The sequence below is a fragment of the Hoeflea marina genome (genome assembly GCF_003182275.1).
In the GTDB taxonomy this organism is placed as follows: Bacteria; Pseudomonadota; Alphaproteobacteria; order Rhizobiales; family Rhizobiaceae; genus Hoeflea; species Hoeflea marina.
In genome coordinates this window covers 47847-68744 of the sequence record NZ_QGTR01000003.1, presented here as the reverse complement: position 1 = coordinate 68744, position 20898 = coordinate 47847, and the positions used below count along the sequence as shown (strand labels likewise).

20 protein-coding genes and 2 tRNA genes are annotated in these 20898 nt (G+C 62.2%); 8 read left to right on the top strand and 14 right to left on the bottom strand.

Annotated features, from left to right (window positions below; genetic code table 11):
• Nucleotides 1-7: 7 nt before the first annotated feature.
• The gene (locus tag DFR52_RS11580; protein ID WP_110032152.1) at nucleotides 8-3508 is read right to left on the bottom strand and encodes a hybrid sensor histidine kinase/response regulator; all 3501 of its coding nucleotides are present in this window, start codon (nucleotides 3506-3508) and stop codon (nucleotides 8-10) included.
• 297 nt (nucleotides 3509-3805) lie between these two features.
• On the opposite strand from DFR52_RS11580, the gene mscL reads away from it, so the two are divergent.
• The 3 genes from mscL (at nucleotide 3806) to galE (ending at nucleotide 6611) form a co-directional block, all read left to right on the top strand.
• Nucleotides 3806-4219 (top strand): large conductance mechanosensitive channel protein MscL, encoded by a 414-nt coding sequence (mscL, locus tag DFR52_RS11575; RefSeq protein ID WP_110032151.1) that lies wholly within the window; start codon nucleotides 3806-3808, stop codon nucleotides 4217-4219.
• Nucleotides 4220-4385: 166 nt separating this feature from the next.
• Nucleotides 4386-5552, top strand: coding sequence for a pyridoxal phosphate-dependent aminotransferase (locus tag DFR52_RS11570; RefSeq protein WP_110032820.1), 1167 nt, complete (start codon nucleotides 4386-4388; stop codon nucleotides 5550-5552).
• 66 nt (nucleotides 5553-5618) lie between these two features.
• Nucleotides 5619-6611, top strand: coding sequence for a UDP-glucose 4-epimerase GalE (gene galE / locus DFR52_RS11565; protein WP_110032150.1), 993 nt, complete (start codon nucleotides 5619-5621; stop codon nucleotides 6609-6611).
• A gap of 181 nt (nucleotides 6612-6792) precedes the next feature.
• On the opposite strand, the gene DFR52_RS11560 is transcribed toward galE, so the two are convergent.
• The 10 genes from DFR52_RS11560 to DFR52_RS11515 all read right to left on the bottom strand — a co-directional run bounded on the left by DFR52_RS11560 (nucleotide 6793) and on the right by DFR52_RS11515 (nucleotide 12810).
• Nucleotides 6793-6868 (bottom strand) — tRNA-Phe (locus DFR52_RS11560).
• Nucleotides 6869-7046: 178 nt separating this feature from the next.
• The gene (gene yacG, locus DFR52_RS11555) at nucleotides 7047-7256 is read right to left on the bottom strand and encodes a DNA gyrase inhibitor YacG (protein WP_110032149.1); all 210 of its coding nucleotides are present in this window, start codon (nucleotides 7254-7256) and stop codon (nucleotides 7047-7049) included.
• A gap of 1 nt (nucleotide 7257) precedes the next feature.
• The gene (locus DFR52_RS11550) at nucleotides 7258-7884 is read right to left on the bottom strand and encodes a Maf-like protein (RefSeq protein WP_110032148.1); all 627 of its coding nucleotides are present in this window, start codon (nucleotides 7882-7884) and stop codon (nucleotides 7258-7260) included.
• A gap of 22 nt (nucleotides 7885-7906) precedes the next feature.
• A complete protein-coding gene (infA, locus tag DFR52_RS11545) occupies nucleotides 7907-8125 on the bottom strand; it encodes a translation initiation factor IF-1 (protein ID WP_110032147.1) in 219 nt (72 codons plus the stop codon).
• 218 nt (nucleotides 8126-8343) lie between these two features.
• Nucleotides 8344-8790 carry an arsenate-mycothiol transferase ArsC gene (locus DFR52_RS11540; protein ID WP_110032146.1) on the bottom strand — a complete coding sequence of 149 codons (447 nt, stop codon included), beginning with the start codon at nucleotides 8788-8790 and terminating at the stop codon, nucleotides 8344-8346.
• A gap of 11 nt (nucleotides 8791-8801) precedes the next feature.
• Nucleotides 8802-9278 carry a UPF0262 family protein gene (locus DFR52_RS11535; RefSeq protein WP_110032145.1) on the bottom strand — a complete coding sequence of 159 codons (477 nt, stop codon included), beginning with the start codon at nucleotides 9276-9278 and terminating at the stop codon, nucleotides 8802-8804.
• Nucleotides 9278-10579, bottom strand: a complete 1302-nt coding sequence (hisD, locus tag DFR52_RS11530) for a histidinol dehydrogenase (RefSeq protein ID WP_110032144.1) — start codon at nucleotides 10577-10579, stop codon at nucleotides 9278-9280. Before hisD ends, DFR52_RS11535 begins: the two co-directional genes overlap by 1 nt.
• Nucleotides 10580-10623: 44 nt before the next feature.
• Nucleotides 10624-11067 (bottom strand): DUF2948 family protein, encoded by a 444-nt coding sequence (locus DFR52_RS11525; RefSeq protein ID WP_110032143.1) that lies wholly within the window; start codon nucleotides 11065-11067, stop codon nucleotides 10624-10626.
• 127 nt (nucleotides 11068-11194) lie between these two features.
• Nucleotides 11195-12484, bottom strand: a complete 1290-nt coding sequence (murA, locus tag DFR52_RS11520) for a UDP-N-acetylglucosamine 1-carboxyvinyltransferase (protein WP_110032142.1) — start codon at nucleotides 12482-12484, stop codon at nucleotides 11195-11197.
• A 107-nt stretch (nucleotides 12485-12591) separates the two neighbouring features.
• Entirely contained in the window at nucleotides 12592-12810 is a 219-nt protein-coding gene (locus tag DFR52_RS11515) for a hypothetical protein (protein ID WP_110032819.1), read from the bottom strand.
• A gap of 266 nt (nucleotides 12811-13076) precedes the next feature.
• Between DFR52_RS11515 and DFR52_RS11510 the strand changes: the two genes are divergently transcribed.
• Both DFR52_RS11510 and DFR52_RS11505 read left to right on the top strand, forming a co-directional pair.
• Nucleotides 13077-13151, top strand: a tRNA-Thr gene (locus tag DFR52_RS11510).
• Nucleotides 13152-13227: 76 nt separating this feature from the next.
• Nucleotides 13228-15003 (top strand): site-specific integrase, encoded by a 1776-nt coding sequence (locus DFR52_RS11505; RefSeq protein ID WP_110032141.1) that lies wholly within the window; start codon nucleotides 13228-13230, stop codon nucleotides 15001-15003.
• Nucleotides 15004-15021: 18 nt separating this feature from the next.
• Here DFR52_RS11505 and DFR52_RS11500 read toward each other — a convergent pair whose 3' ends face one another.
• Complete coding sequence (locus tag DFR52_RS11500) at nucleotides 15022-16101, bottom strand: DUF4062 domain-containing protein (RefSeq protein WP_110032140.1); 1080 nt, start codon at nucleotides 16099-16101, stop codon at nucleotides 15022-15024.
• Nucleotides 16102-16550: 449 nt separating this feature from the next.
• Nucleotides 16551-17096, bottom strand: coding sequence for a hypothetical protein (locus DFR52_RS24285; protein WP_146215605.1), 546 nt, complete (start codon nucleotides 17094-17096; stop codon nucleotides 16551-16553).
• Between the two features lie 185 nt (nucleotides 17097-17281).
• Between DFR52_RS24285 and DFR52_RS11490 the strand changes: the two genes are divergently transcribed.
• Nucleotides 17282-17845 carry a recombinase family protein gene (locus DFR52_RS11490; protein ID WP_110032138.1) on the top strand — a complete coding sequence of 188 codons (564 nt, stop codon included), beginning with the start codon at nucleotides 17282-17284 and terminating at the stop codon, nucleotides 17843-17845.
• Nucleotides 17846-18024: 179 nt separating this feature from the next.
• Here DFR52_RS11490 and DFR52_RS11485 read toward each other — a convergent pair whose 3' ends face one another.
• Nucleotides 18025-18894, bottom strand: coding sequence for an FRG domain-containing protein (locus DFR52_RS11485; RefSeq protein ID WP_110032137.1), 870 nt, complete (start codon nucleotides 18892-18894; stop codon nucleotides 18025-18027).
• Nucleotides 18895-19397: 503 nt separating this feature from the next.
• On the opposite strand from DFR52_RS11485, the gene DFR52_RS24280 reads away from it, so the two are divergent.
• Together DFR52_RS24280 and DFR52_RS11480 are read left to right on the top strand one after the other, a co-directional pair.
• On the top strand, nucleotides 19398-19976 hold the full coding sequence (locus DFR52_RS24280; protein ID WP_146215604.1) for a hypothetical protein: 579 nt from the start codon (nucleotides 19398-19400) through the stop codon (nucleotides 19974-19976).
• A gap of 218 nt (nucleotides 19977-20194) precedes the next feature.
• Entirely contained in the window at nucleotides 20195-20689 is a 495-nt protein-coding gene (locus tag DFR52_RS11480; protein ID WP_245415311.1) for a hypothetical protein, read from the top strand.
• Nucleotides 20690-20898: the final 209 nt, after the last annotated feature.

The following is a 20898-nucleotide window of genomic DNA, read 5'->3' as shown; positions in this document are numbered from 1 at the left end:
GTGCGCCCTATTCGGCCGCCGCGCGCTTGATCACCGCGATCTGGTTGAGGAAGGCGCGCAGCGCCGCCGGCTTGATCGGCTTGTTCTGCACCGCGATCCGCTCCGATTCGGCCAGCGTGCGCACCTCCGGCGTCCGGTCGGCGGTCACCAGCAGGGCCGCGATGTCGCTGTGCCAGAGCTTCCTCAGTTCGAGGATGGCGTCGATGCCGAAGCCGTCGTCCAGGTGATAGTCTGCCAGGATCACGTCCGGAGCATCCTGGACGGCGACGATCTCCAGGCTTGCGGCGACCGACCCCGCGACGATCACGGTGCATCCCCAGCCGCCGAGCAGCAGCGTCATGCCTTCAAGGATCTTGGGCTCGTTGTCGATGCACAGCACGCGCAGCCCCTGCAGGTTGGCGCTGGCCATGTCCCGCCCGGACTTCTTGGGTCCTGACTGCAGCCGCTGGATATTGGTCTCGATCGGCACCTCGACCCGGAATTCGGTGCCTTTGCCGGCCTTCGAGTAGATGTCGACGCTGTGCTTGAGCACGCGGGCGATGCGGTCGACGATCGACAGGCCGAGGCCGAGGCCTGCCGCGGTGCGCGCGCCCTCGTCGAGCCGGGTAAATTCCTTGAACACGGTGCGGAACTTCGACGGCGGTATGCCGATGCCGGTGTCGAGGACCTGGATGAGAACCTTGCTGCCGCGCCGCCGCACGCCGATGAGCACCCGCCCCTCGCGGGTGTACTTGATCGCGTTGGACACCAGGTTCTGCACCAGCCGCCGCAGCAGGTTGGGGTCGGTGCGCACGAAGACGCTCGTCGGCATCACCGTGAACCGCAGGTTCCGTTCGAGCGCGATCGGTGCAAAGTCGGTGGCGATGCGCCGGAGCAGGTCGTTGAGCGGGAAGCTCGTCATCTGCGGCTTCATCGCGCCGGTGTCGAGCCGCGAGATGTCGAGAACGGCGCCAAGGATTGCCTCCACCGATTCCAGCGAGGAATCGATGTTGCGCACCAGTTCCATGTCCGCCGAATCGCCAAGCCGTTCGACGAGCGTCGAGGAATACAGCCGCGCCGCATTCAGCGGCTGCAGGATGTCGTGCCCGGCGGCGGCAAGAAAGCGGGTCTTGCCGATATTGGCGTCCTCCGCCGCGAGCTGGGCCTTTTCCAGCTCGCGGTTGACCCGCGTCAGCTCCGCGGTGCGCTGGTCCACGCGCTGTTCGAGCGTCTCGTTGGCCTGCTTGAGCGCCATGTCGGCGGTCACCCGTTCGGTGATGTCGGCATAGGTGGTGACGAAGCCGCTGTCGGGCATCGGATTGGACCGGATTTCGATGATCCGGCGCTCGCGCCCGACGGTTAGGGAGAAGGGACGGTCCATCGTCAGGAACCGGTCGAGGACGTCGCGCTCCTCCTCCTTGGTCAGGTCACCGCGGCTGGTCAGGATTGCCAGGATGCTTTCCAGCGAGAAGCCGACCTGGCCCACCTGTTCGGGCAGGTCGAGCAGCGCGCGGAAGCGCTTGTTCCAGACGGTCAGCCGGTTGGTGTTGTCGAACACCGTGATGCCCTGGTCCATCTGGCCGAGCGCCGTCTGCAGCAGGTCGCGGTTGTACTGCAGCGCCTCGGACGCCTCGTCGAGAAGCCGGGCGGTGTCGCCGGGCATTTCATCGGCGCGCTCGAACAGCAGCGACAGCACCAGGCGTGCCGAGGACGAGCCGATGGCGCTGCCGAGCAGCTGTTCGGCAAACCGCAGCAGCCCCATGTCGGCCTGGTCCTGGTCGTTGATCCAGCGGCCGACGGAGCGCTCGTAGGAATGGAACGACCGGTCGGTGCGTTCATGTCCGAGATAGCGGCTGATGGTCTGCTTGAGGTCGCTGACGGTCACCTTGGTCTTCCAGCTGCGGCCCGATTCGATGGCGCGACGGCCCTGCGGGATGAAGGCCGCGGCCTGGATCCGCTCGATCGACTTCGGCCGCCGCGACATCGAGCCCACGACATAGAGCAGGCAGTTGATGATGAGGCTGAGCAGCACCGAGTTGAACAGCGCGTCCGGCTCGGGTCCGGTCAGCGTCCGGAAGCCCGGGACGGCGAATTCGAGCACGGTCGCCGCCACCGCGGAATTGTCGGGGCCGCCGAGGCTCGGCACGAGAAGCATGTAGCCCCAGACGATGATGCCGCCCGAGAGGCCGGCGATGGCGCCGCGCGCATTGGCCTGGCGCCAGAACAGGCCGCCGAAGAAGGCCGGGGCCAGCTGCGCGATGGCCGCGAATGACAGCAGTCCGATCGAGGCCAGGCCGGCATTGATGTCGGCCGCCCGGTAGTAGGCGAAGCCCAGCAACAGGATGCCGACGATGGCCGTGCGCCGGATCCTGAGGATCGTGCGGGAGAAGTCGCCGCCGGTGCTGCGCCGGTCGCGCCGCCTCAGCACCACCGGCACGATGATGTCGTTGGACACCATGATGGAGATGGCCACCGAGGCGACGATGACCATGGCGGTGGCGGCCGAGAACCCGCCGATGAAGGCGATAAGGGTCAGGAGCGGCATGCCGTTGACCATCGGCAGCGACAGCACGAACAGATCGCTGACCGCGCCGGGGCCGAACTGCAGGATGCCGGCGATGGCCACCGGCATCACGAACAGATTGATGGCCACCAGGTAGAGCGGCAGCAGCCAGCGCGCCATCTGCAGTTCGCTGGGCGTGCGGTTCTCCACCACGGTGACGTGGAATTGCCGCGGCAGGAGGATGATGGCGATGGCCGACAGGCCGATGAGCAGGAACCAGCGCGCCGGCGGCGTCTGGTAGGTCAGCGCCTGCATCACCTGCACGCTGTCGTAGGAGGCGCGCATGAGGTCGCCGGGGCCGTCGAAGAAGACGAACACCACCGAAATGCCGACCATGGTGATGGCCACCAGCTTGACCACGGATTCCATCGCGATGGCGAGAATGAGCCCGTCCTGGTGCTCGGTGGCGTCGGTGTGGCGGGTGCCGAAGATCATCGCGAAGGCGGCGAGCACCAGCGTGACGAAGAACGAGATGTCGGACAGGAACAGCGAGTGGGTCATTCGCGCCAGTTGTTCGACATCGATCATGGCGGCCACCGAAATCGACACCGCCTTGAGCTGCAGGGCGATGTAGGGGATCGTGCCGATGACGGCGATCAGCGCCACCAGGGCGGCCACCAGCGGATTCTTGCCGTAGCGGGCGGCCATGAAGTCGGCGATCGAGGTGATCTTCTCGGCCTTGGCGAGATTGACGATGCGCCGGATCACCGGCATGCCGAAGGTGAACATCAGCACGGGACCGATATAGATGGCGATGAATTCCATCCCGCGCGAGGCGGCCAGGCCCACGCCGCCGAAATAGGTCCACGAGGTGCAGTAGATCGCCAGGCTCAGCGCATAGATGATCGGCCGTCCGGCGGTCTGCCGCCGGCGCTGGTGCGCCGAGCGGTCGCCATAGGTGGCGATCGCAAACAGCATGAGCAGGTAGAACAGCGCCGATGTGAAAACCAGCCAGCCCGGCAGCATAGTTCCCTCCATCCAACCATCCCCGGATACGCGCTGAGACAATAGCCGTATCGGTGGCCTGCACAAGCCGGGCGCGATTGAACTTTCCGCCTAATGCATGTCGGCCGGAAGTGTCCTGCGGCTTCGGGACCACGCATGCAAAGACAAGGGGCGCAAGCACATCAATCTGGGCATAAAGGAGGGCCGTTGCTTCCGGCGGCCCGCGGGGCCATGCTATACCACCCTCACAATCGGTCCGCGGGGCGCACGGCGCGGGGGGATTGTCCGATGACGACGCGCGCACGACGGAGGCAACGCATGCTCAACGAGTTCAAGGCTTTCATTTCCAAAGGCAATGTGATGGACCTCGCCGTCGGCGTGATCATCGGCGGGGCGTTCGGCCTCATCGTCACATCGCTGGTCAACGACATCATCATGCCGGTCGTCGGCGCCATCTTCGGCGGCATCGACTTTTCCAATTTCTTCATTCCGCTTGCCGGCGGTGTGACGGCGACGACGCTCGACGCGGCCCGCGAACAGGGCGCGGTTCTCGCCTACGGCAATTTCTTCACGGTGCTGATCAATTTCCTCATCCTTGCCTGGATCATCTTCCTCATGGTCAAGGGCGTCAATTCGCTTCGCACCAAGGAAGTCGAGAAGCCCTCCGCGCCGGTGGCGCCGCCCGCCGACATCGCGCTGCTGACCGAGATCCGCGATCTGCTCAAGAAGTAGGCTGCCGGCCCGGCGCCGCGCCTCCCGGCCCGGCGCCCGGATGCCGCACGGATGATCCGGGCATCGGCCCGGATCTTCATGACGGAAATCGATCGAATCATCACCTCTGCTGACGTGCATGCGGCCGGATTTTGGGCTACGGACGGGGATCGAAACGGAGATCGCCATGTCGCCTGTCACCCATCTCAGCCGCCGCGCCATCGAGGCCCCCGAGAGCGGCATCGTCGCCGTCATCAATCATGGCAGGCTGAAGCCGGGACTCATCCCGCTCTGGGCCGGGGAGGGCGACCTGGCCACGCCCGATTTCATCACCCGCGCCGCTTCCGAGGCGCTGCTGGCGGGCGAGACCTTCTACACCTGGCAGCGCGGCATTCCCGAACTGCGCCAGGCGCTCAGCGACTATTATGCCCGGCATTTCGATCGCCGGCTGCCGATCGACGCCTTCTGCGTCACCGCTTCGGGCATGCAGGCGATCAAGATCGCCATCGAGGCGGTGACCGATCCCGGCGACGAGATCATCGAGATCACGCCCGCCTGGCCCAACCTGGCCGCCGCCCTGGCGATGTCGGGCGGGGTGCCGGTTTCGGTGCCGCTGGACCATGGCGCCGGCCGCTGGACCATCGATCCCGATCGCATCGCGGCCGCCATCACGCCGCGCACCCGCGCCATCTTCCTCAATTCGCCCTCCAACCCGACCGGCTGGACGGCGACGCGCGAGGATCTTGCCGCCATTCTCGATCTCGCCCGCCGCCACGGGCTGTGGATCATCGCCGACGAGATCTATTCGCGGTTCTACTACAAGGGGGGCCGGGCGCCGTCCTTCCTGGACGTGTCCGAAGATGACGACCTCATCCTCTACGTCAATTCGTTCTCCAAGAACTGGGCCATGACCGGCTGGCGCGTCGGCTGGATCGTCGCCCCGCCGCAACTCGCCCAGGTGCTCGAGAACTCGGTGCAGTACCAGACCTCCGGCGTGGCCCAGTTCATGCAGAAGGGCGCGGTTGCGGCCCTCGAGCAGGGCGAGGCGTTCGTCGAGGCGCAGGTGCGCCAGGCGACGGCGGCGCGCGACCTGTTCTGCGACGCGCTGGCGGCCACCAACCGGGTGGTGATGTCCAAGCCCGACGGCGCCTTCTATGCCTTCTTCCGCGTTGACGGCATCACCGATTCGATGGCGGCGGCCAAGGCCATCGTTGACGGCGCCGATGTCGGCCTGGCGCCCGGCACCGCCTTCGGCAAGGGCGGCGAACTGTTCCTGCGCGCCTGCTTCCTCAGGCGGCTCGACCAGGTGGAGGAGGCCGCAGCACGGCTCGCCCGGCATATTTCCGCGCTGTAGCGCCGTTGAGGGATTGGGAAGCTTTTTCGGCCATGATCCGGTCGTGATCGGACGGAGGATCGGGCAATGAGCGTATTGGTGACCGGCGGCGCCGGCTATATCGGCTCCCACATGGTCTGGGCGCTCGTCGATGCCGGCGAGGACGTGGTGGTGGTCGACAGGCTGTCGACAGGCTTCGAATGGGCGGTGGCGCCGGAGGCGAGGTTCATCCGCGCCGACATCGCCGACACGGCGGCGCTGGGCGCGGTGATCCGCGATCACGGCGTCGACGCCATCATCCATTTCGCCGGCTCCGTGGTGGTGCCCGAATCCGTCTCCGATCCGCTCGGCTACTATCACAACAACACCGTCAACTCGCTCGGGCTGATCCGCACCGCGGTGGAGACCGGCGTCCCGCATCTGGTGTTCTCCTCGACCGCCGCCGTCTACGGCACGCCTGCCACCGACGCGCCGGTAAGCGAGACCGCTGCGCTCGCGCCGGAATCGCCCTATGGCGTCTCCAAGCTGATGACCGAGCTGATGCTGCGCGACGCCGCCGCCGCCCACGACCTCCGCTATGCCGCGCTGCGTTACTTCAACGTCGCCGGCGCCGATCCGCGCGGCCGCACCGGCCAGTCGACCAGGGGCGCCACTCATCTGATCAAGGCCGCCACCGAGGCGGCGCTCGGCAAGCGCGGCCACATCGATGTCTTCGGCACCGATTACCCGACGCGCGACGGCACCTGTGTCCGCGACTATATCCACGTCACCGACCTGGTGGCCGCCCATCTCAGGGCGCTCGCCCATCTGCGCGGCGGCGGCGATAGCCTGGTGGCCAATTGCGGCTATGGCCGCGGCTATTCGGTGCTCGACGTGCTCGACGCCGTCCGCCGCGCCCACGGCGCGGATTTCGACATCCGCATGGCCGGCCGCCGACCGGGCGATGCCGTCAGCGTGGTGGCCGACGCGACCCGCGCCCGGGAGATTCTCGGCTGGGTGCCCGAGCACGACGACCTCGACGGAATCGTCGAAAGCGCGCTCGCCTGGGAGGCCGGTCTCACGCGCCGCAACCGGATCTGACGGGGCCCGCCGGCTCTGCATCCTGAAGCGGCCACGCGACCAGCCCTTTCACCCCTATCCCGGGGACGGCCGCGGCAGCGGCCCTCGAAGGGCGGGGGAGACGCCGATGCCGAAAAGCCCGAAGTCAGCTGCGCGCCCGGGCCTGCATGCGATGAAAAATCGATGGTGATTGAGAAAAAAATGGTGCCCAGACGCGGATTTGAACCACGGACACGCGGATTTTCAATCCGCTGCTCTACCAACTGAGCTATCTGGGCATCCAACTGCCGGATCCGATCCTGCAGGCTTGTCGCTCGGGCTGGCCCCAACGACGAAAGCGAGCGCGTTATACCATCTTGCGCCGCGCTGTCCAGCACCCATTGACGGTTTTCGGGGCAAAAAAGTCGGGACGGATCAGGGGCGGCGCGAAGCCCCCGGTCCTGCCGCCGGCTGGCGTCAGCCGCGGTCGTCGTCGTCGGAATCCTGGTTGTCGCCGGTCTCGGTGACCGGAATGGCATAGGTGCCCGAAAGCCAGCGGTTGAGGTCGACATTGCGGCAGCGCTCCGAGCAGAACGGGTAGCTGTCGCGCGTCGACGGGCGGCCGCATTCCGGGCAGGGCTGGGTCTTGCGCAGCGGCGTCACCGTGCTCTTGTCGTCGCCCGCCATCTCAGTTGCCTTCCAGCCATTTGAAATGGACGTCGTAGCCCTCTCCGGTGAGCAGCCCCACGGTCTCGTAGAGCGGCAGCCCGACCACATTGGTGTAGGAGCCGACCAGCTTGACCACGAAGCTGCCGGCGAGGCCCTGGATGGCGTAGCCGCCGGCCTTGCCGCGCCACTGTCCCGACGCGAGGTAGCTTTCGATCTCGTCCTTGGAGAGCCGCTTGAAGCGGACCCGGGTCTCGACCACCTTCTGGCGCACGGTGCCGTTCGGGGTGATCAGGCACAGGCCGGTGAAGACCCGGTGGCTGCGGCCCGAGAGCAGGTAGAGCGCGTTGGAGGCCTCGTCGACCAGCTCCGCCTTGGGCACGATGCGGCGGCCGACCGCCACCACGGTGTCGGCGGCCAGGATGTGGCTGTGGCCGCCCCAGACCGGGTCGCCGCGGATGGCCGCCCTGGCCGCTTCTGCCTTCTCGCCCGAGAGCCGCCGCGCCAGCGAGCGTGGATGCTCGCTGCGTCTGGGCGTCTCGTCGAGATCCATCGGCATCAGCCGTTCAGGCTCGATGCCCGCCTGACGGAGCAGTTCGAGCCTGCGCGGCGAACCGGAGGCCAGGATCAGGTGTTGCGGTTGTGCCATGGGTCGGGTCTGGCCTTGCCGCCTACTTGAAGCGGTAGGTGATGCGACCCTTGGTCAGGTCGTAGGGGGTCATTTCCACCTGGACCTTGTCGCCGGCAAGCACGCGGATGCGGTTCTTGCGCATCCGGCCGGCCGTGTGGGCAATGATTTCGTGTTCGTTTTCGAGCTTGACCCGGAACGTTGCGTTGGGCAGCAGTTCGGTCACGACACCCGGAAATTCGAGTACTTCTTCTTTCGCCATATAAGTTAGGTCTTCCTCTTGATGGTCGGCGGCATGGAGCTCGCGCCGAATTTTGCCGGAAACTACACAATGTAGCGGCATTTGTGAACCAAATAGATTCGGCAGTGCGGATAGGGCTTTCCTCGCCCGTCTCCTGCGCTGCCGGAGGCTCGCTGGTCGGCGTTCTCTCTACGATGTAGCGATCGGCCTGTATATGGCAAGGGGGCGGCGATGCGGTCTCACCGGATCCCCTTGCGGATGCGCATGGTCAACAGGTCGCGCACCTCGCGGTAGGCGTCGAGGATCCGCTCCCGTGTGCCGGTGGCGACCGTCGGGTCCGGGGTGGGCCAGTAGATCACCTCCACGGCGGTGCTGCGGGTCATCTCCAGCGCTCGGTGATGCGCTTCCGGGGCGAGCGTGATCACGCAGTCGAAGAAATCGTCCTCCAGTTCATCGAGCGTCTGCGGCTGGCGCTTGCCCAGACTGAGCCCGACCTCGTCGAGCACCGTGTCGACAAACGGGTCGCGCTCGCCCGGGCGGACGCCGGCGGAAGCGATGTAGGTGCCGTGCGGCAGCAGCGATCGCGCGATCGCCTCGGCCATCGGCGAGCGGATGGCGTTCATGCCGCAGACGAAGAGCACCGCCTTGGGCGGGGATTTGGCGGCCGGATCCGGATCCGTTTCCATGCGGCCCGCGCCTAGCCGCGCCAGTGCAGCACGCAGACGAGCGTGAACAGCCGGCGGGCGGTGTCGAAGTCCATCCGGATCTTGCCGTCGAGCCGGTCCATCAGGGTCTGCGAGCCTTCGTTGTGGATGCCGCGCCGGCCCATGTCGATGGCCTCGATCTGGCTCGGCGTCGAGGAGCGGATGGCGGCGTAGTAGCTCTCGCAGATCATGTAGTAGTCCTTCACCAGCCGCCGGAACGGCGTCAGCGAGAGGATGTGGGTGGCGATGGTCTCGCCGTCCCGGGCGGAGATCGCAAACACCAGCTTGGCGTCGATCAGCGACAGGTTGAGCCGGTAGGGGCCGCTGTCGTGGCCGACGGGCTCGAAGCTGTTTTCCTCGATCAGGTCGAAGATGGCCACCGCGCGCTCATGCTCGACATCGGGCGTGGCCCGCCCGATGGTGTCATCGAGGACCACGTCGCAGAGTCGTTGCGTGGCTGCGGCCGTCATCAGTCCTCCTGACGGTTCAGGCGAATTCCCACCGATCGGGCGTGAGCGTCCAGCCCCTCGGCGCGCGCCAGTGTTATGGCAGCCGGACCGAGCGCCTGCAACTGTTCGGGCCCGAGCCTGAGGATCGAGGTGCGCTTGACGAAGTCGAGCACCGACAGGCCCGAGGAGAACCGCGCCGAGCGGGCCGTGGGCAGCACGTGGTTGGACCCGCCGACATAGTCGCCGATGACCTCCGGCGTGTGGCGGCCGAGAAAGATGGCGCCGGCATTGCGGATCCGGCCCGCCAGCGCCTCGGCGTCGGCGGTGGCGATTTCCAGATGCTCGGCGGCGATGCGGTCGGCGAGCGGCACCGCGGCGTCCCAGTCGGGCAGCAGGATGACGGCGCCGAAGTCGCGCCAGCTCATCCGCGCCGTCTCCGAGCGGCTCAGGGTGGCGAGCTGGCGTTCGACGGCGGCAACCACCGCGTCGGCGAAGCCTGCATCCGTTGCCATCAGGATCGACTGCGCCCCGGCGTCGTGTTCGGCCTGGGCCATGAGGTCGGCGGCGATCCAGTCGGGATCGTTGTCGGCGTCGGCCATCACCAGCACCTCCGACGGCCCGGCGATCATGTCGATGCCGACCGTTCCGAAGACATGACGCTTGGCCGCCGCCACCCAGGCGTTGCCGGGGCCGACGATCTTGGCCACCGGCCTGATGCTCCGGGTTCCGTAGGCGAGGGCGGCAATGGCCTGCGCCCCGCCGATGCGGTAGATTTCGTCGACGCCGGCGATGCGGGCGGCCGCCAGCACCACGGGGTTGAGCTCGCCGTTGCGCGAGGGCACCACCATGACGATGCGCTCCACGCCCGCCACCCTGGCGGGCACCGCGTTCATCAGCACCGAACTCGGATAGCTCGCCGTTCCCCCTGGCACGTAGAGCCCGACCGCCTCGATCGCCGTCCAGCGCGAGCCGAGCCCGACGCCGAGCGCATCGACATAGTGGTCGTCCTTCGGCATCTGCCGCGCGTGATGGCTGGCGATGCGGTCATGGGCGAACTGCAGCGCCTCGCGCACCTTCGGGTCGGTGGCCGACCAGGCGGCCTCGATCTCGGCGGCGCTGATGGCAAGGCCGAGCGACCGGGTGTCGACGCCGTCGAAGCGCAGGGTGAGCGCGTGCAGCGCGTCGTCGCCGCCGGCCCGCACCTCTCCGATGATGCCGCGGACATCCGCCTCGACATCGGCGGAGACCTCCCGCTTCGTGCTCAGGAATTCTGCGAAGCGGGCTTCGAAGTCCGGCTGTCGATGATCAAGCCTCAGAACCAAGTCCGCGCCCCCCCGTTGCTGGTTTCGGGCCGAAGCCCCTGCTGTCAGTCGCTCAGCGGATGCCGTGGCCGGAATTCCGTGCCCCAGGCGCCGCCCACATCGGCCAGTTGCACCTCGATGCACTCGACCTCCAGCACCACCGATGCGCCGCCGGCCAGCACCAGTTCGATGGCGCCGCGCGGCGCCTCGTCGTCGGCGACGAACTGGATCGTCAGCAGCGAATGCACGGTGTCCTTGTTGGCGAGATCGATGCCGCGCGAGCGCACGGCCTGGACCCGGCGCAGCGACAAGAGCGCCCGCCGGCGCTCCCATGTCTTGCCGTCGGCCTCCTTGCCGCCTTCCCAGACGAACCGGTTGGCCTCGATCGCGAATCCGTGCGCCGACTTGGAAAAGGCCATGTCGCCGGTCTTGAACACGGCATCCTGCAGGCAGGCGGCAATGACCTCCAGATCGGCTTCGTCCAGTGCGACCAGTTTCAAGCGTTCCATGAAGACTCCACGTCAGAGTTGCTGCGCCGGACCTGTCGTCCGGGTGCCGTTGCTGCAGTGCAAGGTAGTGACGCCCCGGCCAAAGCGCAATGATCCGGCCGTGTTTGTTTCCGGTCCGCGCGCGCCTTCAGTCGCTGATCCGCTCGACATTGGCGCCGCAGCGGGTGAGCTTTTCCTCCAGCCGTTCAAAGCCGCGGTCGAGATGGTAGACCCGGTTGACGACGGTCTCGCCCTCGGCCACCAGGCCGGCGATCACCAGCGACACGGAGGCGCGCAGGTCGGTCGCCATCACCGGCGCGCCCTTGAGCGCGTTGACCCCGGTGACCGTCGCCGTCTGGCCCGACAGCGAGATCCGGGCGCCGAGGCGGGCCAGTTCCTGCACATGCATGAAGCGGTTCTCGAAGATCGTCTCGGTGATGTGCGAGACGCCGTTGGCGCGGGTCATCAGCGCCATGAACTGCGCCTGCAGGTCGGTCGGAAAACCCGGAAACGGATCGGTGACCGCGTCGACGGGCAGGATGTCGCCGCCGTTGCGGCGCACGCGGATGCCGTTGCCGACCGAGGTCACCTCGGTTCCGGTGGCCCTGAGCGCCGACAGAGCGCTTTCGAGCAGCTCCGCCGAGGTGTCCTCCAGCACCACGTCGCCGCCGGCCATGGCGACCGCGATGGCGTAGGTGCCGGTTTCGATCCGGTCGGGCAGCACCCGGTGGTGGGCGCCGCTGAGCTTCGCCACGCCCTCGATTGTGATCGTCGATGTGCCGGCGCCGGAGACCTTGGCGCCCATGGCGTTGAGGCACTTGGCGAGGTCGACCACCTCGGGTTCGCGCGCCGCGTTGGAGATGATCGTCTCGCCCTTGGCCAGCGTCGCCGCCATCATCAGCACATGGGTGGCGCCGACGGAGACCTTGGGGAAGGTGTAGTGCGCGCCGATCAGGCCCTTGGGCGCCCGCGCATGGGCATAGCCGGCCTCGATGGTGATCTCGGCGCCGAGCTTTTCCAGCCCCTCGATGAAAAGATCCACCGGCCGGGTGCCGATGGCGCAGCCGCCCGGCAGCGACACCTTGGCCTCGCCCATGCGCGCCAGCAACGGGCCGATGACCCAGAAGCTTGCCCGCATCTTCGAGACCAGCTCGTAGGGCGCGGTGGTGTCGACGATGCTGCGGGCGCTGAAATGCACCGTGCGGGCATAGGCTTCGCCGGGGCGTTCGCGGCGGCCGGCCACGGCGATGTCGACGCCGTGATTGCCGAGAATCCGCTGCAGCTGCTCGACATCGGCCAGATGCGGCAGGTTCTCGAGCGTCAGCGTCTGGTCGGTCAGCAGCGATGCGATCATCAGCGGCAGCGCGGCGTTCTTGGCTCCGGAAATCGGAATGACGCCATTGAGGCGGTTTCCGCCGATGATCCTGATTCGGTCCATGCTGTCCTCGTGGGGGTTGCGCCGGTCTTGCCGCGCCATGGTGGGTCAATATGTGGCGCTGTTTAGACCATCACCTGGCCGGCGGCAACATTGAGCGTGCCAGGCGCTCAATCGGCCCCGTCCCCGGCGCTTGCCGCGCCCGCCGGCTCGGCGGATGCGGGCTCCCCGGAGGCCGGGAGGCCGGTTGCCTCGCTGGCTTCGCCGGCGCGGCGGGCGCGGCTCTGCTGCTTGCGGCGCTGCAGGTTGGTGCGCAGCTGCTCGGCAAGCCGCTCGGCCCGTGCCTCGGCCTGGCGCTTGAGCGACTGGTTTCTGGTCTCGCTGGTCATGGCCTGCCATAGCGCAAAACCGCGCCGCCGCAAAGCCGGCGCGGCGCGGGCAGGTGCGGGAACGGGCCCGACCGCCGATCCCGCGGCCGCCATCGCGCCTTATTCAGGCCTTCTGCGCCGATCGTCCCGTTTGTGCTTGCGCTGCTGGGAAAGCTGTGGCAATAGCGACCCGCTTTCAGATGTTCACGACGCCGCCGAAGCGCGGACGACCTGAACCCGACGGAGGCGCAACCGGCGCACCGGCCCGTTGCTCCGAAAGCACGTTTGCTGTGGTAGCTCAGTGGTAGAGCACCTCATTGGTAATGAGGAGGTCGAGAGTTCAATCCTCTCTCACAGCACCATTTTCCGCAAGGAAAAGCACCTGTAACCCCAATAGCTTAGTGATTTCTGTGGCTTCCCTCAACGGAGCAGCTACAAATGACGTCACGACTCAGAGCACGACGAAGGTGGGTAATGACGGGTCCATGGCCACATCCGGCAACCGGCATCCTCTATTATCGGAAGGCAACCCCGCCCGATATTTATGCGGATCGACAGCGACTCTCTGAGCTTGGCGTAAAGGTGACGCGGGAAGTCCAGCGGTCGTTAGGGACGCGAGACAGGAAGCCTGCGGAGCGCCGCTACAGCGAGGTTTCAATGACCGTGGAGGCGGAATGGGACCGTTGGCGGATACTGCTCAGGGATGGGCCGCAGGCTCTAACGCACAAGCAACAAGTCGCCCTCGCTGCTGAGGCAGCCAGACTATTTCTTCAGCGGCACCAGCAAGATCCATTTGAAGCACCGCCTGAGCCTCCCATACCGGAGCTTTCCGAAGGTGGAGGCGCTGCTTGGACGGCAATGGCACAGCGCATGAAGCCCGCTCGACTGGAGCAACTGGCAGTGGATATGAAGGAGTATTTGTCGGCAGATGGGGAGCGGAGGTCCACACTCGCTTTCTCCCTGCTCTCCAATTACCCGGCCTTGAAGATAGCCGTAGGGCCTGATTTTGCTGCTGCCCTCGCGACAATGAACGGTGCAGATACGGACGCGGCGCTCAAGTCCCACGGTCTTCATGTTGATACGGAGAGCAAGCGACTCCTAGATCTTCAGATGGCGCTCCTAATGGGAGAGGCGCATCGCGGCTTGGAGGCCCGGCGGTCCGGCGATTATAGCCCGGTGCAGGCGCTTGAATCTGCGCCGAACTTTGAGGCTGCAATCCCTCGCGACTCCTCCGGTTTCGCCGGAGAGCGTCTCACCTTTGAATTCCTGCTGCACCACAAGGCCAAGACCACGAGCATTCGCCCAAAGACCGTAACGGACAACCGGTCCTATCTCCGCAAGTTTGCTACGTTCCTTGGGCATGACGACGCTAGGCGGGTCACCAAGGCGGATGTGCGGCGGTGGCGCGATCGCCTCATGCAGACCAAACTCTCACCCAAAACCATCACGGACAGGTATCTATCATCGGTTCGTGCGGTCCTGTCTCATGGCGTGAAGGAGTTCGACCTCCCGTTCAATGCGGCTTCCGGCATAGTGGACAATCGCGCCCCTGCCGTCCCGACTGGCTCCAAAGGCTACTCTGAGGAGCAAGCGGTTCAGATACTCAGCGCCACATTCAACGGCTCCTCAAAGGCGCTATCTGTGCCCCACAAGCGGGCATCGTTCTGGGTGCCGTGGCTGCTCGCCTATACGGGCCTCAGGGTCACCGAGATAACGCAGCTTCAGGGTAAGCGTCTGCGGCAGGAGGATGGTATCCCGCACCTTTTCATCACGCCTGAAGACGGCGGCACCAAGAGCGGTAAGGCGTGGGTGGTCGGCATCCACCGGCACCTTATAGACCTTGGCTTTTTGCGGATGGTGCAAGGGGTTGGTGAGGGGCCGTTGTTCTACGAGCCGTATCCTGAAGGGACGGACTTAGCGACAATTCCCGGAAGGTCTCGCGCCTCGGCAACCGGAGACAGGGTGGTCAACTGGATCACCAAAGAGTTGGGCATCATGGCTCCCCTTGGAAGACCTAACCATGCGTGGCGGCATCTGTTCACGACAAGGAGCAGGCTCTGCGGAATGGACAAGGAAGCGCGGGACTTCATGCTTGGCAGCCGCTCGGGGACGGACGCACGGGAGGGATACGGGGATTGGCCTCCGGTAGTGCTTGATGCGGAGATCAACAAACAGCAGTGCTTTGAGGTGGAGGATACGGGTTGGCGGCCTTAGGGGCTCTGGCTGCGGCGTTCAGAATGGAATGTCGTCGTCCAACTCGCGGGAGGATGATAGCAATTGAACTGCGCCATCAATCACAACAAAATCCGTTGAGTAATCCCCACTTATGAGAAACCTTCTGGCCACTTTTTGAGCATGCTCTGTAAAGGGGCTATCGGCATCGTCCGCCATTAAGCCGACTTCGGTATAATAACTCTTCAGTCGCTCCAAACTTCCCCTGCTGATCTCAAAAAGCCGAGATGTGTCAAATGAAGCGACTTCTCCAGCTAACGCCGACCCAATGGCTATGCATGTTGCATCAGAGTCAATCATATACCCTCCTTCATATGTGTCTGAATTCCAGTCCAAACCGCTATAGAATAGAGGAAATACGGAAATCCAAGTTGACCGGATTCTTGCCGCACTGCCCGTCGTTTTGCTATTCCCCCGCCCAACCGACAGCGGAAGGAGGTCTATTTCCAAAGGATCGTCGTGCTTAGGGATGCTTGGCAGCGGCACTTCGATTTCCAAACTCCCTAGGATGTCGCGAAACTTTTCGTTTTCCTTCCGGACCACGTTCAATTCCTCTAACGTCTCTAAGCTTGTGACTGAGTCGCCACGTATCCAGCCAACTCTGGGCTTCGTTGCTTTAGCGTGGTCCAGCGCCTCGCGGACAGCCAATTTGAGTCCGTCAAGTGTTGTCCAGGTCTTGCGCAGCCTTCCGATTTGAACTTCATCTATGAAATCGGCGAGCAGCTTCTTTCCGGCATCTGTTTTTTCAGATTTCTCCACCGCAATGGTTCCACTGTCTCCATGAAGGATCACGAGAACCGGCACACCTTTTGATGCTGCATATCGAAACTCTTTATGGGTATAGCTAAGGCCGTCCTTTGCGACGGTGCCGTAGCGGCCCGCAATGATGAGCACGTAATAATCGCACTGATCAATGAGCGACTTTATGAAATCGAATTGATCTTCGTCCGCTGCCGGAAATGATTCCATCTGAACTGGGAAGTCGCCATTGCTTATTACCACATCCTGTACGGCGCGGCGTTCCTCACCAAGGTCGGAGAATGTTGAGCTAATAAATACTTGATAGCGCTTTTGTTGCACGTTGATTCCGATGCTTGAGCGTTGGAATTATTCGAATATTTCCCCGTCAGCGCGATTAAAGCGGCTTAGCCTTCCCAGTCTAAGTTCGCGTAGAGCTGCTTTTTCCATTCTCCCAGGTCGTCAGGTATATCTAGTTCGCTGAGGTCGGCCCCATTTGAAGGCAAATCGGTGTGCCCACCGCTAACGTCGCTAGCGGCAGCTTCTGGCGAAGGGTAGGAACCCAAGTTATCCTCGCCAAACATGATTTTGTAGCGGCCATGTGCTTCGGGCAATAGACTGATCTATGCCGAGTCGTGTGTTGAATTGATAACAATATAGGATTTTTTCCATTTGGCTCATCCTGTTTTTGGTCGTTTGTTCGCGTATTCCCGAATAAAAATGGGGTCCCTCATGCGAGAGGGCACCTCTACATGCCAACTTCCTGCCTTCCCCCCATGGCCCTCCAGAGATCAGTCGCGCTTTTTGATCTTGGCCAGATGGCTTTGAAAATGGACAGCAGCAGCAGAGTCGGGAATATCTAGTCGATAGCGTTTGCGGATCTCCGTCGCTAGGCCTTTGGCATTCATTCCGAGTTCGGCGCATTCCGTCTCACAATTTTCGCTAGCCTCTATGGGCGAAGCAACGTCCAACGTGAAGTTTATCATGCCTTGTGAGTTTGAGATCATTCCGGGAAAGCTAAGCGCCCGGTCGGCGAGTTTGAAATCGAGTGACCGCCACCCATCTGGATCTTCAGGGTAACGTTCAAGCTCTGGCACTTTTGTCCATGTTCCCCCAAGGTTGCCGCCTGATGAGTCAAACAAGCCGATATCTGAAAAACGTTCGAAACAGGCTGCCTCAAAGCTCTCTAGGGCCACCGCTATTCGCAAAGCCAAATAGGTTGCCTCTCTGCCACGCGTTTGTTTATCCTTCCACCATGAGAAGATTCCGGAACCCACGCCCGCGCCGAGGACAACCTGTAGGAGGAGAAGCCAATCAATTTTTGTAAGCCAATCCATACTGAGTGTTCCTCAAAAAAGACTCTTCTTGCCTATGTGGCAACTGGTTTCAAGGTCTCACATGGGCAAGCCCTAGTGAGTCTCTCAAAGCCGATCCAAAAAAGTCTCATTAGAGTAGTCTCTTGACATTTCCGCCAAGTGTCTCACATAATAGTCTCACATGCTTACCAATGGAGACCCCGAAAATGTCTAATCCCATCCTTATCGGCTACGCCCGAACCTCAACGGCTGACCAAAAGGCAGGGCTTGAAGCCCAGCTCCGCGACCTCAAAGGGGCGGGATGCGCCAAGGTTTTCCAAGAGGAGCTTTCTTCTGTTTCAACCAACCGCCCGCAACTAGAGGCCGCCCTTCAGTGGGTACGGCAAGGCGACATATTGGTTGTCACCAAGCTGGACCGTTTGGCGCGATCGGTTGCGGACCTTGTGGCAATCACAGAGACGCTGCGGAAGAAGGGCGTTGAGCTTCGCATCCTTGCCATGAACCTCGACACCGCCACCCCGACAGGGAAGCTGATGCTCAACCTCTTGGGGTCCATAGCTGAGTTCGAACGGGGATTGATGCTTGAGCGGCAGCGTGAAGGTATCACCAAGGCGAAGGCCGAAGGGAAATATCAGGGACGGCAGCCCACCGCCCGCCGCAAGGCTGCCGATGTGCTGCGTCTTCGCGCTGAAGGCAAGTCGGCGAATGACATCAAGGAAGCGCTGGGGATCAGCCGGGCGAGCGTGTTCCGCATCTTGGCGGAAAACTAATAGTAAGCAGACGAAAAATTGATGAACCTAGGGTCGGGACCGAACTGATTGATGAAGTACGGATGACCGCTTTGTGGACAAGCCGATAACGGGATTGGAAGGGTCGCAACTTTCCGGTTGCAGCCTGCATTACCAAGAAAGTGATGGGTCGCGACACATTTACTGCAACCGATGGAAAATCACCCAGTCCATTTCTTTTTTATGTACTTGGCTGCGAATTCAATCTCCGGAAACATCGTCCTGGAGTTGATATTTAGGACATCAAGTTCCGCGAGAATTTGCGCTTTGGCGGTGCCCGGAATAACGCTTTCAGTTTTAGTAAAGCCAATGCTGCCCCTTGCAAGAGACAGATATTGTAGAAGGCCCGCTGCGATAAATGCACCTGACTGGGCAATAACGCGACGATTGTTTTTTGCCGGATGAACGAAAAAGTATCTGAACAGATCTCGTGGATTCACAGCGTCCAGAAAGTAAGGTTTCTCTACGCGAACAAACTGTGAAAGTCGCTTTACAGGTCGGAGATGGCGGAAACGATTTTTTTGATCATAATCCCAGCTTTCGACACTCTTAAACTCTTGTGCTATTATAGATTTTTCTTCGTCAGATAGTCGCGCTAAATTGCATATCAAGCTGACGGTATCACTGTCGGGGAATTTTACCCTATTTTCATCGAAATCGAAGGTTTGGACAACGCCATCTTCATCATGATGTTCTTCCTCATTGCAGGCAAAATAGAGGCCGACCAGAGGGTTGAGGGTCACATCAAGCAGGCGCGTCGGCAGACCATAATGTTGCGCCCGGACCAGCTTATCAAACATGAGATGGTCGTTGCGAAATTCGGATGGGGCTTCGACCATCAGTTCGCTGAATATTCGGTTTTCCGCCTCGTGCCCATTCAGTCGCATTACCGACGGCTTTAGCTCCCATCCAAAATTAGACTGTCCACGGTAACATCTTACGTAGGAGGCCCGTTCCCCACTGAACACTGCATTCAAGAAGGATGTAACGTTATCTATTTCTAATTTCCGTTTACGTGCGCTTCTAGGCATCGTTGCTCTCCACGTCGTAAACTTGGGCGATCTGCAAGCAAGCAGGAAGGTCAGAAACGACGGCTACAGCGGCCCCCCCCATCGGTGAGCTCGAATAGGTCGTGGATCGGCTGGTCCGTCCCAATAATCTTGTAGAGCACGGCCAAAAGGCGCTGCTTCTCCTCATCATTTCGGGCTGGAGAAGGACGCTCCTGCGCATCATGGTCAAACATACTAACAACTCCCTTGCGGCAACCGCCTGCAGCACCACGGTCGGACAATTCATGTTGGGTAGGGTGGTGCCAAGCTGCTAAGGTCTCCACCCACCAATGTGCGCTACAGCCCAGCTTGGCTAGTAGGCCATCTTGGTGACTTCCACAGATCACAGATTTGTAGTCGGTCTGGTCCTTAACGTCCTACGAAGCCACCCCGAAAACATGGGGGGTGGGCAAAATACATCCCGATCCCCTTTAAATGGCAACGGCCACGACCGACTTTAAACTATAACTTCAAAGGAGATAACCGTGACAGTGGATTTCACCAAATTCGAAACCGACGAACACCGCTTTGCTTTCCTTAATTACCGCCATTTCGGGGAACATTCCGAACGGAACGGCGGGAGGGCTGCGTGCGGCTATTTTGGATACCTTAATCTGCGGGAGGGTCTATTTGAGTTTTCCGGATTTGCTGGCCTGAAAGACCCGAGCGCTATTCTCGCATACGCTATAATTCATGCTGTGCGGGCAGGCAACGAAATTACCGGATTGGCAAATACTCAGCTTCGAATATTTCTTCGCAATAGATCAGCCCAACACCACATTGAGAAATATCTTCCCGCGTGGGAATTACGAGGAGGTTGTAACCAGCACGGTGAAAGGGTTACGGAATTCTCCCACTGGCTTGATATTCGAGAAATGCTGAAGTCAAAGCAGGTTGTCCTTGAATTAGGAAAAGGCCGCGATTTTTCAGGCTGGTTCCGCGATATTGACAGATGCGGCGAACAAATTGGGCAAAAGGCATGTGAGCTCAAAGCGTATACACAGGACGGAATATGGCCTGATTCCCAAACGCAAGGGCTCGCGAAGAAGCAAGCATGGAGGTGAGGTGTTCAATTCCCGGCTGCGGTCGCCCTACGATGCGCTCGACCGGTAAAGGCCTCGCTGATTTCCACTGCAAGTACCATGTCCAGTTCAAATCCCGTCACGGTTCCCACTGGCACCCTACGTATAGAGCGGCAGACCTCAAGCCCTACGTGACGGCAGCCTCGGATTTCCTGCGGTTACAGCGAGGTTCACCGGCGATCCGGTCGGCCATCAGGGACTTGAACTATATGCTGGCCTTTGCAGGGCAGGTCGACCCCGCAATGAATCTTGGGAGGCAATCCGCAGCCTATCGCTCAAGGGTCGCCTTCGCTCGCTTGCGTGAAGCGGAAGTCAATGGCGAACGCCTGCTTGCAATCTATCTGGGGGTGTCAGCGCTTATCGAGGATGACTGGGGATCGCATCGGGACGAAGAGTTCCGCATGGTACAAGCCGCAAAGGCAGCGCATCGGTTGGCGAGCGGCACCCATAGGCGCTGGGATACGTTTAGGGCCAACGGAACGCCGTACCAGACGAGCCTTCACGTCTACCCGAAGTCAACCGGTCTTGTGCTGAGAAAGGTCGGCCAGGCGCTCAAGAAGGCCTGCGAGGCGGTGACCAGTGAGGCGGTCCCAAGGATCATCGAAGCGAAGACTGCTCGTTTTGGACCCCATTGCTCCCATCTGCCGGGATGGCAGCAAGCGTGGACAGCGCGAGGCACACGGGCCTTCCAATAGAAATCGCAGGCTCTTTGACGAGTGATTTAGAACGAGGGGGAAGGGACGCACATGTTGCGGAACGGACGTGCTTAGGTTCCTACATTACCCTTGTGGGTCTGCCTTGAGGTGGCCTTCTCTGGGTTTGCCTTTGTGGCTGCCTCTCTGCCTCTTTGCTCGACTGATCCTCATCGCCTTCGCAAGTCTTAAAGCCACGCCATTAAGCAGGG